This is a genomic window from Microbacterium yannicii (assembly GCF_024055635.1).
GTDB lineage: Bacteria > Actinomycetota > Actinomycetes > Actinomycetales > Microbacteriaceae > Microbacterium > Microbacterium yannicii.
On sequence record NZ_JAMXMB010000025.1, the window covers coordinates 211,294 to 225,760 of the forward strand.

Genomic DNA, 14,467 nt, shown 5'->3' on the forward strand with positions numbered 1-14,467 from the left:
GGAGGCGAGCACGCCCGTCCGCGGCCGTTCAGCCTCCCGCGAGGACCTGGGCCACCGCCTGCGGCAGCGCCTCGGCGAGGTCGAGTGCCGTGATCGGCCCGTCCTCGGTGCCCGGCTCGTCCTCCGAGGGCGCGGAGCTCGTCGCGGAGCGGGGCGCCGAACGCGGCGATCCCCCGGCGCCCGCCGTCGTCGCCGCGATGGCGCCCGCGCGGCCGTGCAGCCACGCACCTGAGGCGGCGAGCGCCGCGAGGGACGCGGCATCCGTGTGCTCCTCGCGCGCCACCGCACCGGCGACGAGCGCTCCGATCACCCCGGCGAGCACGTCGCCGGTCCCGGCGGTCGCGAGCCACGGCGTGCCGGACTCGATCGTGGTGGTCCAGCCGTCGGGGGCGGCCACCACCGTCACGGCGCCCTTGAGCAGCACGATGGCTCCGGTGGCCTCCGCCGTCTCGCGCGCCGCCGCGGCGCGGTCGTCCGGCGTGTGTCCCAGGCCGAGGGAGGAGCGCAGCCGCGCGTGCTCCCGGTCGTGCGGCGTGAGGATGCGCGGCGCGGTGGCCTCGGCGGCGAGATCGAGCGCACCCGCGTCGACGACGACCGGGTCGGTGTCGGACAGCAGGCCGCGCAGCGCCGCGGTGTCGGCAGCGGTGCGGGCTGCGGCATCCGTTCCCGATCCGATCACCCACGCCTGCACCCTCCCGTCGGCGGTCACGGTCTCGGGCCGGCGGGCGAGCACCAGATCGGTCGGACGGCCGGGCCCGAGGTAGCGCACCATGCCGAGTCCGGTGCGCCAGGCCGCTTCGACACCGAGGACCGCCGCACCCGGGTAGGCCTGGGAGCCGGTCCGCATGCCCAGCACGCCTCGGGAATACTTGTCGTCATCGGCCGTTGGCCTCCGCAGGGCGCGAGCCGTGTCGGCGCTCGTCCATCGCCTCACCATGTGGTCACAGTACCGCGCACCCGATCCGATCCGGAGACCCGATGAGCCGCCTGTTCACCCCTCTCACCCTGCGCGACGTGACGGTGCGCAATCGCCTGTGGGTCTCGCCGATGTGCCAGTACAGCGCGGTCGACGGGGTGCCCCAGGAGTGGCACCACACGCACCTCGCGCAGTTCGCGTCGGGCGGTGCGGGTCTCATCGTCGCCGAGGCGACCGCGGTCTCGCCCGAGGGGCGCATCTCACCCGAAGACACCGGACTGTGGAACGACGAGCAGCGCGATGCATGGGCTCCGATCGTCACGGCCGTCCGCCGTCGCGGCGCCGTCGCCGGAGTGCAGCTGGCGCATGCGGGGCGCAAGGCATCGACGTGGTCGCCGTTCTCGGGCCGCCGCGGCTCGGTGGCGGCCACGGATGGCGGCTGGAGCACGGTCGCGCCGTCGGCGATCGCGTTCGACGGCTTCGCCGAGCCGGACGCGCTCGACGTGGAGGGTATCGATCGCATCGTCGCCGCCTTCTCGTCCGCCGCGCGCCGTGCCGTCACCGCCGGCTTCCAGGTGCTCGAGCTGCACGCCGCCCACGGCTACCTGCTGCACCAGTTCCTGTCGCCGCTGTCGAACCGGCGCGACGACGAGTACGGCGGCTCGCTCGACAACCGCGCGCGGCTGCTGCTGCGCACGCTGGAGGCGGTGACGGATGCCGCTCCCGGCGTTCCCGTGATCGTCAGGTTCTCGGCGACGGACTGGGCAGAGGGCGGGTGGGAGGCCGACGAGACGGCGACCGTCGCGCGCTGGGCGGCGGATCGCGGCGCCGACTTCTTCGACATCTCGAGCGGCGGGCTCGTCGCCCACCAGCGGCTGACGACCGGCCCGGGCTATCAGGTGGACCTCGCTGCGCGGGTGCGCCGCGAGGCCGGTGTGCCGGTGAACGCCGTCGGCATGATCGACGACGCCGCCCATGCCGAGCGCGTGCTCGCCGAAGGGGCCGCCGACGCCGTCATGGCGGGCCGCGAGTGGCTGCGGGATCCGCACTACGGCCTGCGCGCCGCCGACGAGCTCGGCGCCGACATCGACTACTGGCCCAAGCAGTACCTCCGCGCCCGCCGCTGACGCGGGACGCGGGAACCCGCCGGGACGGGTGAGAAGACGAGCGGATGCCGCGGGCCCTGGGCCGCGGCATCCGCTCGTCGTCGTGGATCAGAAGGCGCGCCGACGGGTCGCGTCCTGCACCTCTCCGATGAGCTCCTCGATGATGTCCTCGAGGAACAGCACCGCGGTGATCCGCCCGGCGTCGTCGCGCACCTGGGCGAGGTGACGGCCGGCGCGCCGCATCAGGGCGAGCGCGTCCTCCAGGTCGGTCGTCTCGAGCACGGGCACCATGTGGTGGATGCGCTTGGTCGGGATCGGGAGGGCGACGTCGGTCGCGGCATCCGGCCCCTCCGCCGCCCGCAGGATGTCCTTCAGGTGCACGTAGCCCACCGGCACGCCCGCCTCGTCGACGATCACGTACCGCGAGAAGCCGTGCTTGGCGACGGCCCGCTCGATCTCGGCAGGAGTCGTGGTCTGCGGCAGCGTCACCAGCTGCGACAGCGGCAGCGCGACCTCGGCGGCCTTCTTGTCGGTGAACTCCACGGCGGCCGCGACGGTTCCCGCGGAGTCGTCGAGGACACCTTCGATGCGCGACTGATTGACGATCGTCGCGACCTCTTCGAGCGTGAAGGTCGAGGCTGCCTCGTCCTTCGGCTCGACGCGGAACAGGCGCACCACGTGGTTGGCGATCCAGTTGAGCGTGACGATGATCGGGTGGAAGAGCTTCGACAGCCACACCAGCGGCGTGGCGAGCATGAGCACCGCACGGTCGGGCACCGAGAACGCGAGGTTCTTGGGCACCATCTCGCCGAACACGACGTGCAGGTACGACACCACCACCAGCGCGACGGCGAACGCGACACCGTCCACGACCGCCTCCGACCAGCCGGTGAGACCCAGCGGCGCGGCGAGGAGGTGGTGGATCGCGGGCTCCGACACGTTCAGGATCAGCAGCGAGCAGATCGTGATGCCGAGCTGGCTCGTCGCGAGCATGAGCGTCGCGTGCTCCATCGCGTACAGCGCCGTCTTGGCCGAGCGCGATCCCTTCTCGGCGAGCGGCTCGATCTGCGATCGGCGGGCTGAGATGACGGCGAACTCGGCGCCGACGAAGAAGGCGTTGGCGATGAGCAGCACCACCAGCCAGGCGATTCCGGCCCAGTCGTTCATCGGCGATCACCCGCCTCGGTCGTCGCATCCTCGTGCGGCATCGGAGTGGGCGTGAACCGCACGCGGTCCACCCGGCGTCCTTCCATGCGCTGCACCTCCAGCGCACCGTCCTCGATCTCGACGGTGTCGCCGACGGCGGGGATGCGCTCGAGGACGCTCATGATGTACCCGCCGACCGTGTCGTAGACGTCCCCTTCGGGGATGCGGATGCCGGTGCGGTCGCGCACCTCGTCGGGCCGCAGTTCGCCGGGGAACATGACGGCGTCGTCCAGGCGGACGATGCCCGCGCGACGGCGGTCGTGCTCGTCGAGAACCTCGCCGACGATCTCCTCGACGAGGTCTTCGAGCGTGACGACGCCGGCGGTGCCGCCGTACTCGTCGACGACGACGGCCATCTGATAGCCGCGGGCGCGCAGCTCGGCTACGAGTACATCGAGATGGACCGCCTCGGGGAATCGCAGCGGCTCCGTCGCGAGGGCGGCCGCGGGCACGTCGGCCCGGCGTTCGCGCGGCACGCCGACCGCTGCCTTCAGGTGGACGATGCCGGTGATGTCGTCCATCGACTCGCCGTACACGGGGAAGCGACTGTGGCCGGTGCGCCGGGCCAGCTGGATGACGTCCTCGGCGGAGTCGTCCGCGGCGAGCGCGTGGATGCTGGGCCGCGGCGTCATCACGTCGGCAGCCGAAAGGCGGGCGAAGGTGAGACTGCGGTCGAGGAGCGACGCCGTGTCCTCCTCGAGCACGCCCGCGCTGGCGGAGCGGCGGACCAGGCTCGACAGCTCCTCGGCCGTGCGCGCACCCGACAGCTCTTCCTTGGGCTCGATGCCGACGGCGCGCAGCACGCCGTTCGCACTGCCGTTGAGCACCACGACGGCCGGACGGAACACCGTCGTGAACGCGACCTGGAACGGCATGACCAGCTTGGCGGTCTGCCGCGGGATGGCGAGGGCGAAGTTCTTGGGCACGAGCTCGCCGAGGATCATCGAGAAGACCGTGGCGATCGAGACGCCGATGATCGCGGCGAGCGGGCGTGAGACACCGGCCGGGATGCCCCACGCGTCGAAGACGGGTGCCAGCAGGTTCGAGATCGCCGGCTCCATGGTGTAGCCGGTGAGCAGCGTGGTCAGCGTGATGCCGAGCTGCGCACTCGAGAGGTGGGTCGAGGTGATGCGCAGCGCGCTGATCGTGAGCGCGAGACGGGTCTCGCCCGCCTGCTGGCGGGATTCGAGATCGGCGCGGTCGAGGTTGACGAGAGCGAACTCGCTCGCCACGAACAGTCCGGTGCCGATCGTGAGCAGAAGCCCCACGCCCAACATGACGTAATCCATCACGCATCACCCCCGTTGCGTCGGAGGAGGGGTCGGTGGGGCGATTGTCTGCAACTAGGAGGGTCGTCCATCGTGCCGACAAGTCTACGGCAGGGCGCGACGCCCGACCTGTCGGCTGTCAACCCCCTCCTCTCCGGGGAGCCGCGCTCGCACGATGGTCGACCCCGGCGCTTCGCGTCGAGTCGACAGGAATCGGAGAGGTCATGACCACGACGGACCACGAGCTCGACGACCGGCGCGCACCGGATCCCGAGCACCCCGACAAGCCCGACACCCCGCGTGAGATCGAGAAGCGCTCGTGGAAGTACGTGTTCGTCAAGACGGCGCGGGAGTTCACGTCGGACGAGTGCACCGACATCGCCGCAGCGCTCACGTACTACGCCGTGCTGGCGATCTTCCCGGGCCTCGTCGCCGTCTTCTCGATCTTCGGGCTGATCGGCCGCAGCAGCCAGGCCACCGACCAGATCATCGGCGTGGTCGACACGGTCGCCCCCGACGCGGCCGACGCGCTGCGCGGCCCGCTCGAGCAGGCGGCCGACTCCCCCGCCGCCGGCTGGGGGCTGATCCTCGGTCTGGTGCTGGCGATCTGGTCCGCATCCGGTTACGTCGGCGCCTTCAGCCGGGCCATGAACCGTATCTACGAGATCGAGGAGGGCCGGCCCTTCTGGAAGCTGAAGCCGGCGCAGATCCTCATCACGCTCATCGGGGTCGCCCTCATCGTCGTCGCGCTCGTCATCCTCGTCGTGTCGGGACCGGTGGCCGACGCGGTCGGGTCGGCACTCGGCCTCGGCGAGGCCGCCACGACGGTGTGGGACATCCTCAAGTGGCCGGTACTCGCGGTGATCGTCGTGCTGATGATCGCGATCCTCTACTACGCCACGCCCAACGCCAAGCAGCCGAAGTTCCGCTGGATCAGCCTCGGATCGCTGCTGGCCATCTTCGTCCTCGTCGTCGCGTCGGTGGCGTTCGGCCTCTACGTCGCGAACTTCTCGAACTACGACCGCACGTACGGCTCACTGGCCGGTGTGATCATCTTCCTGCTGTGGCTCTGGATCGCGAACATCGCGCTGCTGTTCGGTGCGGAGTTCGACGCGGAGCTGGAACGCGGCCGCCAGCTGCAGGCAGGCATCGCCGCCGAGGAGGACATCCAGCTGCCGCCCCGCGACACGCGCAAGAGCGACAAGGCCGCCGAGAAGGAGCGCCACGACGTCGAGGAGGGCCGCCGCATCCGGGAAGAGCACGACGACGACGCGGACGCCACGAGTGAGGACAAGACCTCGTCCCGCAGGCAGGGGTGATCGATGCCTACCCGGGTCATCCGGTCGACGCAGTGGCTCGCTGCGCCGGTGAGGTCACCAGCTGACGGGGAGCGCCTTGCCCTCTTCGTAGCCCGCGGCGGACTGCAGCCCCACGCGGGCACGGTCGTGGAACTCCGCCACGGTGGCCGCGCCGGCGTACGTGAACGACGACCGGACGCCCGAGGTGATCATGTCGAGCAGGTCCTCCAGCCCGGGGCGGAGCGGATCGAGGTAGATCCTCGACGACGAGATGCCCTCGGCGAAGAGCTCCTTGCGCGCGAGCTCATACGGGTCGAGCCGGCCGAAGCGCTCATGTACGGCCTTCGTCGACGCCATACCCCAGGACTCCTTGTACGAGCGGCCGGCCTCGTCGACCTGCAGCTCGCCGGGTGCCTCGATGGTGCCGGCGAACCACGAGCCGATCATGACGGATGCCGCACCCGCCGCCAGCGCCAGCGCCACGTCGCGCGGGTAGCGCACGCCGCCGTCGGCCCACACGTGCGCGCCCATCACCCTGGCGGCCTCCGCGGTCTCGAGCACCGCGGAGAACTGGGGGCGGCCGACCGCCGTCATCATGCGCGTCGTGCACATCGCACCCGGGCCGACACCCACCTTGAGGATCGTCGCGCCGGCGGTGACCAGGTCGTGCACGCCCTCGGCGGTCACGACGTTGCCGGCGGCGATCGGGATGCCGAGATCGAGGTCGGCCACGGTGCGCAGCGCCCGCAGCATCCCCTCCTGGTGGCCGTGCGCGGTGTCGACCACGAGCACATCGACCCCCGCGGCGGCGAGTGCCCTGGCCTTCGCGGCGACATCGCCGTTGATCCCGACGGCGGCGGCCACGATGAGCCGGCCGGAGGCATCGACGGCCGGCCGGTACAGCGTCGAGCGAAGGGCGCTGCGGCGCGAGAGGGTCCCGACCAGGTGACCGTGGTGCAGCACGCACACCGTCTCAGCCTCCGCGGCGACGATCACGTCGAACGCATGGCGCGCGCTCTCGATGTCGTCGGCGTCGACGGATGCCGCGCGGCCACGTGCCAGGTCGCCCAGGCGCGCGTCGGGCAGCGCGGTCCCCAGCCGGGTCGCCGGCACGATGCCCAGGATGTCGTCGGCGTCCACCCGGCCGGTTGCCGGCGCCACCACGATGCCATGCCCGTCGGTGGCGGGAAGCAGCCGCGCCGCGTCGGCGACCGTCGCGTCGGGCGGCAGCACCAGGGGCGTGTCCCACTCGACCGGCTGCGCCTTCACCCAGCGGATCGCCGCATCGAGCTCTTGCAACGGCATGTCCTGCGGCAGCACACCGAGCCCGCCGCGGCGGGCGAGGGTCGCCGCCAGCCGTGCCCCGGTGACGGAGTTCATATTGGCCGACACGAGGGGAAGCGTGGCCGTCGTCCCGTCGCCCGGGGAGAGGTCGACGTCGAGGCGGCTGGTGATCGCCGAACGACGCGGAACGAGGAAGACGTCAGAGTAGGTCAGGTCGACGTCGGGTGTTTCGCCGTAGAACTCCATGACCGCCAAGGGTAGTGACAGTTCCTGTGCGGATAATCATGCGGGTTCTTTCAGCTGACACAGGGCCAGGGGCCGGAACGGCCTCCGCAGACTGGGCTAGGCTTAACCGTCGCGTGTGCGGGCTTGCAGAGCCCCGCGCGCATCCAGAACTTCACCGATGAAAGCAGGCGATTCAGCGTGTCGAGCCAGGTGACGGGCGTCGGGGTTTCGAACGAGGGAGAGTTCGGAGCGAACGAGTGGCTCGTCGAGGAACTGTACGAACAGTTCAAAATCGACAGGAACTCCGTCGACAAGGCGTGGTGGCCCGTTCTCGAGGCCTACCACCCTGCCGACGGCGCAGCACCGGAGGCACCCCCCGCGCCGGCCGCGCAGCCGGCACCGGCGGACGCCGCGCCGGCAGCAGCAGCAGCCCCGGCAGCAGCAGCAGCCCCGGCGGCGGCAGCAGCGCCGGCAGCGGCATCCGAGCCCCATCCGGTGACGGCGCCGACCCCCGTGATCGGCGCACAGCCGGTGGCGCGCACCACCGCCCGGCCTGCCGCACCGCAGCCGATCCCGGCGCAGGCGCCGAAGGCCCAGCCCTCGTCGGCGGAGGCGCAGGCCGAAGCCGACGTCGTCACGACGCTGCGAGGTATGCCGAAGACCCTCGCGGCGAACATGGACGAGTCGCTGACCGTCCCGACCGCGACCAGCGTCCGCACGGTGCCCGCGAAGCTGATGATCGACAACCGCATCGTCATCAACAACCACATGGCACGCACGCGCGGCGGCAAGGTGAGCTTCACGCACCTGATCGGCTGGGCGATCATCCAGGCGCTCAAGGAGTTCCCGAGCCAGAACGTGTTCTACGCCGAGATCGACGGCAAGCCGTCGGTCGTCGCTCCCGCGCACATCAACCTCGGCATCGCGATCGACCTCCCGCGGCCCGACGGCACGCGGGCGCTGCTGGTGCCGAGCATCAAGCGCGCCGACCGGCTGACGTTCAGCGAGTACCTCACCACGTACGAGGACCTCATCGTCCGGGCGCGCGGCAACAAGCTCACCGCGGCCGACTTCCAGGGCACCACGATCTCGCTCACCAACCCGGGCGGCATCGGCACCGTGCACTCGGTGCCGCGCCTCATGAAGGGCCAGGGCTGCATCGTCGGCGCCGGCGCCCTCGAGTACCCCGCCGAGTTCCAGGGCGCGAGCGACAAGACGCTCAACGAGCTCGCCATCGGCAAGACGATCACGCTCACCAGCACCTACGACCACCGCGTCATCCAGGGCGCCGGCTCGGGCGAGTTCCTCAAGAAGGTGCACGAGCTGCTCATCGGCCAGCGCGGCTTCTACGACGACATCTTCGCCGCGCTGCGCATCCCCTACGCCCCCATCCACTGGGCCGCCGACATCAACGTCGACCTCGCCGAGCGCGTCGACAAGACCGCTCGGGTGCAGGAGCTCATCAACTCGTTCCGGGTGCGCGGCCACCTCATGGCCGACACCGACCCGCTCGAGTACGTGCAGCGCACGCACCCCGACCTCGAGATCGAGAACCACGGACTGACGTTCTGGGACCTCGACCGCGAGTTCGTCACGAACGGATTCGGCGGCAAGCGGCAGATGAAGCTGCGCGACATCCTCGGCGTCCTGCGCGACTCGTACTGCCGCACGATCGGCATCGAGTACATGCACATCCAGGACCCCGGGCAGCGCGCGTGGTTCCAGGAGAACGTCGAGATCAAGTACCAGAAGCCGGGTCACGACGAGCAGCTGCGCATCCTCGACAAGCTGAACCAGGCCGAGGCGTTCGAGACGTTCCTGCAGACGAAGTACGTCGGGCAGAAGCGCTTCAGCCTCGAGGGCGGCGAGTCGCTGATCCCCCTCCTCGACGAGATCCTCCAGGGTGCGGCCGGGGCAGGTCTGGACGGCGCCGCGATCGGCATGGCGCACCGCGGTCGCCTGAACGTGCTGACCAACATCGCCGGCAAGACCTACGGCCAGGTGTTCCGCGAGTTCGAGGGCTCCGTGGCGATCGGCTCGAAGAGCGGATCGGGTGACGTCAAGTACCACCTCGGCACCGAGGGCACCTTCGTCGCCGACGACGACTCCGAGCTGCCGGTGTATCTCGCCGCCAACCCGTCGCACCTCGAGACGGTGGACGGCGTGCTGGAGGGCATCGTCCGCGCCAAGCAGGACCGCAAGCCCATCGGCACCTTCACGTGGCTGCCGATCCTCGTGCACGGCGATGCGGCCTTCTCGGGCCAGGGCGTCGTCGTCGAGACGCTGCAGATGTCGCAGCTGCGCGGCTACCGTACCGGCGGCACCGTGCACGTCGTCGTCAACAACCAGGTGGGCTTCACCACCACCCCCACCGATGCCCGCACCTCGGTGTACGCCACCGACGTCGCGAAGACCATCCAGGCGCCGATCTTCCACGTGAACGGCGACGACCCGGAGGCCGTCACGCGGGTCGCCCAGCTGGCATTCGCGTACCGCGAGCGCTTCCACCGCGACGTCGTGGTCGACCTCGTCTGCTACCGCCGACGCGGGCACAACGAGGGCGACGACCCCTCGATGACGCAGCCGCTCATGACGAACCTCATCGAGGCGAAGCGCTCGGTCCGCCGGCTGTACACCGAGGCCCTCGTCGGTCGCGGCGACATCACCGAGGAGGAGTACGAGAAGGCGAAGCAGGACTTCCAGAACCGCCTCGAGATCGCCTTCGCCGAGACGCACGCGGCCGAGACCGGCTCGTCGCCGGTCGTCGTGCCGGACGTCGCCGAGCAGCCGGCAGCCGGGGAGCCCGAGACCACCGGGGTCTCCCGCGAGATGGTCGGGCTGATCGGCGACACCTTCGTCAACAAGCCCGAGAACTTCACGGTGCACAACAAGCTGCAGCAGCTGCTCGACAAGCGCCTCGACATGAGCCGCAACGGCTCTATCGACTGGGGCTTCGGCGAGCTGCTGGCCTTCGGCTCGCTGCTGCTGGAGAAGACCAACGTGCGTCTCGCCGGCCAGGACTCGCGCCGCGGCACCTTCGTGCAGCGCCACGCCGTGCTCCACGACCGTTCGAACGGCCAGGAGTGGATCCCGCTGACCAACCTCAGCGAGGATCAGGGTCGCTTCTACGTCTACGATTCGCTCCTCAGCGAGTACGCGGCGATGGCGTTCGAGTACGGCTACTCGGTCGAGCGAGCCGACTCGCTGGTGCTGTGGGAGGCGCAGTTCGGCGACTTCGGCAACGGCGCGCAGTCGGTCATCGACGAGTTCATCTCGTCGGCCGACCAGAAGTGGGGCCAGCAGTCGAGCGTCGTGCTGCTGCTCCCCCACGGCTATGAAGGCCAGGGTCCCGACCACTCCTCGGCGCGCATCGAGCGCTACCTGCAGATGTGCGCGCAGGACAACATGACGGTTGCGCGACCCTCGACGCCGGCGTCGTACTTCCACCTGCTGCGCCGCCAGGCCTACGCGCGTCCCCGCCGCCCGCTCATCGTGTTCACCCCGAAGGCGATGCTGCGTCTGCGCGGCGCGACGAGCCCGGTCGAGGACTTCCTCACCGGCAAGTTCGAACCGGTGCTCGACGACAACCGCGGCGTGGACAAGTCGGCCGTCAAGCGGGTGCTGCTGCACGCGGGCAAGATCCACTGGGATCTGCGGGCCGAGCTCGACAAGAACCCGAACCCGGCGGTCGCGCTGGTGCGGCTGGAGCAGTACTACCCGGCGCCCGTCGACGAGCTCAACGCCGTCGTCGACTCGTATCCGAACGCCGAACTGGTGTGGGTGCAGGACGAACCTGAGAACCAGGGCGCCTGGCCGTTCATCGCGCTCGAAGTCGTGAAGCACCTGCGCGGTCGCACCATCCGCCGCATCTCTCGCGCGTCCGCGGCATCCACCGCCACCGGCTCGCCGAAGGTGCACGCCGCAGAGCAGGCAGCCATCATGCAGGAGGCGCTCTCCGTCTAGCCCTCGCCTGTCGATCCGGCCCCGGACGCCCTCACACGTGAGGACGCGTCCGGGGCCGGATCGCGTCAGGCCGGGACTGCCGTCGTCTTCACCTCGACGACAGTCCCGGAATCGGCGACGGGCGTACCCTCCCGTCGCCCGCCACCCGGCTCGACGGCGGGTCGCGGCGAAGGGCGCAGCCGCTGCCAGACTGTCACGGCGATCGCCGCACACGCCAGGACGGCGGCCGGCAGCAGATTCGCCCCGGCGAGCACCAACAGCCCAACCGAGAGCACCGCGGCGATCACGGCCATGAACCAGCCCGCGCTGAGGCGCGGAAGGATGAGCGTGGCGGCGATCATGCCGGCGGTGTAGATCGACACCATGTTGCTCGTGTGGATCAGGATGAAGGTCTCCAGGTGCCCGCCGGTCGCGAGCGCGATCACGCAGTAGAAGACGGCGATCGCAAAGGTCACGAGCAGCGCCCGCCGCGGCACCTCCCCGGCACCGGCGCCGGGCGCGAGGAAGCGCGGCAGGTCACCCGAGGCGGCGAGCGACGCGCCCAGCTTGCCGAACGCGGCGAGATACGCGTTCATGACCCCGAGCACGACGATCGTGGCGATGGCGCCGATCGCTGTCGGGCCGAACCCGGGGGCGACGGCTTCGGCGAGCGCCAGGAGCGGCACGACGCCGGCCCCGGCCCTCTCCCCCAGCACGCCCACCGTGACCACCTGCAGCAGCAGGTAGGCGAGCCCGGTCACCACGAGCGCGATGGCGGTGGCGAGGGGGATGCTGCGGCGCGGGTCGCGGAACTCCCCCGAGATGTGCGTGCCGACCTCCCAGCCGGCGAAGGCCCAGACGAACAGGCTGATCGCGCTGCCCACGCCTCCCCACCCGTGCGGCAGGAACGGCGTGAAGTGCGCTGCCTCGACGGCCGGGAACGCCGTGGCCACGACGAAGACGACGATGCCCACCAGCAGCCCGGTGAGCACGAACTGGACCCATCCGGCCACCCGCACGCCCAGCATGTTGACGGCGAAGGGCGGCACCAGGAACGCGAACATCAGGATCGGCACGGCCGCCCGGTCGATGTGCAGGATCGCGGTCAGGTACTCGGCGCCCAGAGCCGCCAGCACCGGGAACCCCGCAGCCACGCCGAAGTAGAACCAGTAGCCGGTGGCACGGGCCGCCGTGCGCCCGAGCGCTCGGCGCACGTAGCTGGCCACGCCGCCCGGATCGGGGTAGCGAGCCGCGAGCGCGGCGAACGTTCCCGCGAGCGGCACCGAGAGCACGATGACGGCGAGCACCGACACGATCGACGCGGGGCCGGCGGCGTCGGCCGCGAGGCCGGGCAGCACCAGGAGTCCGGTGCCGAGCACAGCGGCGACGTACAGCGCCGTGCCCTGCACGACGCCGAGACCGCCGCGGGGACGCCCCTGGGGCCTGAGTCGGCCGTGGGTCGGGAGTCGGCGCGGTGTCACCGATCCAGTGTGGTCGCGACACCCGCTGCCGTGCGCCCGTCCCCCCGCCGTCCCGCGACGGATTCCTGCCAACCCGGGGCATCACCGGCGATCCTCATCTGAGGAGCTGAGCCGACGTGAGGCCCCCGCGACGGCGTGTCGGTCCTCGTCTCGGCTCGCGTCCTCGAATGAGGACGCACGACGACGGTGCTCGTCAGCCCTCGAGAGGCGTGACCCCGGCGCGGGCGAACGCGGCGGCCGCGGCATCCGTCGACGCCTCACGGTCCGCCTCGACCAGCCCCAGCCGCGTGCGACGGTCGAGGAGGTCGGCGATGCTCAGCGCACCCTCGACGGCGACTCCCCACTGGAGTTCCTGGGGTGTCACACCGCACGCGGCTGGGGGTCCGTCCGGGAGCGAGGCGGCGTACGGCGCCTCGGCGCCGAAGCGGCGCACGAAGCGCGAGGGCGCGGCGATCTCACTCCGTCGAAGCCGGGGCCACGCACCCACGAGCGGGATCGACCGGGTGGCTGAGGGCCGCGAGGGCAGCCCGGGGTCGCGGCGGATCACCGCGTCGACGGCATCCTCCGCCATGCGCCGGTAGGTGGTGAGCTTGCCTCCGACGATGCTCAGCACGCCCGACGACGACTCGATGATCGCGTGGCGGCGCGAGAGGTCGCTGGTGTCGTCGTCCTCCGCACCCGCCAGGAGCGGACGCAGCCCGGCGAAGGTCGCCAGCACGTCGGTGCGCTTGAGGGGATCCGCCAGCACGGTGTTGACGGTGGCCAGAAGCGTCTCGATCTCGGCCTCGGTGGCGTGCGCGACATCGGGGATCGGGCCGTCCGCCGGAACGTCGGTGAGTCCGATGTAGGTGCGCCCGTGCTGTGCCGGCAGCGTGAACACGAAGCGGTTCGCCGATCCGGGAATCGGCACCGTGAGCGAGACGTCCGAACCACCGAACCGCGCGGTCGAGACCACGAGGTGGGTGCCGCGGCTGGGCCGCAACCGCACCTCGGGATCGAGGTCGCCCGCCCACACGCCGGTCGCGCTCACCACCGCGCGGGCAGCGACCTCGACGGTCGCGCCGGTCACCAGGTCGCGCAGTCGCGCCGAACGGCCGGTGACCGAGACGGCTTCGACCCGGGTGAGGACGGATGCCCCGTGCCCGGCGGCCGTCCGCGCCACCGCGACGACCAGCCGGGCGTCGTCGATGAGCTGCCCGTCCCAGCCCCGCACCCCACCCCGCAGGTCGTCGGCGCGCACGGACGGGGCGAGACGGAGGGTCTCGGCGCGACTGATCGCCCCCGGGCCGGGCAGGACCGCACCGGGAGTGCCGACTGCGCGGCGCAGGCCGTCGCCCATCTGGTAGCCGAGTCCGATGTACGCACCGCGCGCGAGGTGGCCGGGTCCGTGCAGCGGCACGACCTGGGCCAGCGGTCGCGTGAGGTGCGGCGCGGTGCGGGTGAGGAGGATGTGGCGCTCGAGGGCGCTCTCCCGCGCGATCGCGATCTGCGCGGAGGCGAGATAACGCAGGCCGCCGTGCACGAGCTTCGAGCTGAACCGGCTGGTCCCGTGCGCGAGGTCGTGCCGCTCGACCAGCACCGTGCGCAGGCCGCGGCTCGCGGCATCCAGGGCGATTCCCACTCCGGTGATGCCGCCGCCGATGACGAGCACGTCGATCTCGCGGCCCTCGGCCAACGCGTCGAGCTCTCGAGCGCGGCGAGCGGCGGTGAGGGCGGTGGGCGAGGGCGTACGTCCCACGAT

At 71.1% G+C, this 14,467-nt stretch carries 9 protein-coding genes; 3 read left to right on the top strand and 6 right to left on the bottom strand.

Annotated elements, in window-relative coordinates; all coding sequences use genetic code 11:
* Window positions 1-28: 28 nt before the first annotated feature.
* A complete protein-coding gene (locus tag NCG93_RS10725; RefSeq protein WP_194414049.1) occupies window positions 29-937 on the bottom strand; it encodes an ADP-dependent NAD(P)H-hydrate dehydratase in 909 nt (302 codons plus the stop codon).
* 41 nt (window positions 938-978) lie between these two features.
* On the opposite strand from NCG93_RS10725, the gene NCG93_RS10730 reads away from it, so the two are divergent.
* Complete coding sequence (locus NCG93_RS10730; protein ID WP_194414050.1) at window positions 979-2,043, top strand: NADH:flavin oxidoreductase/NADH oxidase; 1,065 nt, start codon at window positions 979-981, stop codon at window positions 2,041-2,043.
* An 87-nt stretch (window positions 2,044-2,130) separates the two neighbouring features.
* On the opposite strand, the gene NCG93_RS10735 is transcribed toward NCG93_RS10730, so the two are convergent.
* A complete protein-coding gene (locus NCG93_RS10735; RefSeq protein ID WP_194414051.1) occupies window positions 2,131-3,189 on the bottom strand; it encodes a hemolysin family protein in 1,059 nt (352 codons plus the stop codon).
* Window positions 3,186-4,517, bottom strand: coding sequence for a hemolysin family protein (locus tag NCG93_RS10740; RefSeq protein WP_194414052.1), 1,332 nt, complete (start codon window positions 4,515-4,517; stop codon window positions 3,186-3,188). The genes NCG93_RS10735 and NCG93_RS10740 overlap by 4 nt, the downstream gene beginning before the upstream one ends.
* Window positions 4,518-4,720: 203 nt before the next feature.
* On the opposite strand from NCG93_RS10740, the gene NCG93_RS10745 reads away from it, so the two are divergent.
* Entirely contained in the window at window positions 4,721-5,815 is a 1,095-nt protein-coding gene (locus NCG93_RS10745; protein WP_194414053.1) for a YihY/virulence factor BrkB family protein, read from the top strand.
* A 54-nt stretch (window positions 5,816-5,869) separates the two neighbouring features.
* Here the strand turns inward: NCG93_RS10745 and guaB1 are convergent, their stop codons facing one another.
* Entirely contained in the window at window positions 5,870-7,324 is a 1,455-nt protein-coding gene (guaB1, locus tag NCG93_RS10750; protein ID WP_194414054.1) for a GMP reductase, read from the bottom strand.
* A gap of 177 nt (window positions 7,325-7,501) precedes the next feature.
* Here guaB1 and NCG93_RS10755 point away from each other — a divergent pair, with 177 nt between their 5' ends.
* Complete coding sequence (locus tag NCG93_RS10755) at window positions 7,502-11,266, top strand: multifunctional oxoglutarate decarboxylase/oxoglutarate dehydrogenase thiamine pyrophosphate-binding subunit/dihydrolipoyllysine-residue succinyltransferase subunit (protein WP_194414055.1); 3,765 nt, start codon at window positions 7,502-7,504, stop codon at window positions 11,264-11,266.
* Window positions 11,267-11,331: 65 nt separating this feature from the next.
* Here NCG93_RS10755 and NCG93_RS10760 read toward each other — a convergent pair whose 3' ends face one another.
* Window positions 11,332-12,726 (bottom strand): APC family permease, encoded by a 1,395-nt coding sequence (locus NCG93_RS10760; RefSeq protein ID WP_194414056.1) that lies wholly within the window; start codon window positions 12,724-12,726, stop codon window positions 11,332-11,334.
* 193 nt (window positions 12,727-12,919) lie between these two features.
* Window positions 12,920-14,464: a glycerol-3-phosphate dehydrogenase/oxidase gene (locus NCG93_RS10765; RefSeq protein WP_252787511.1), complete on the bottom strand. Its 1,545-nt coding sequence runs from the start codon at window positions 14,462-14,464 to the stop codon at window positions 12,920-12,922.
* Window positions 14,465-14,467: the final 3 nt, after the last annotated feature.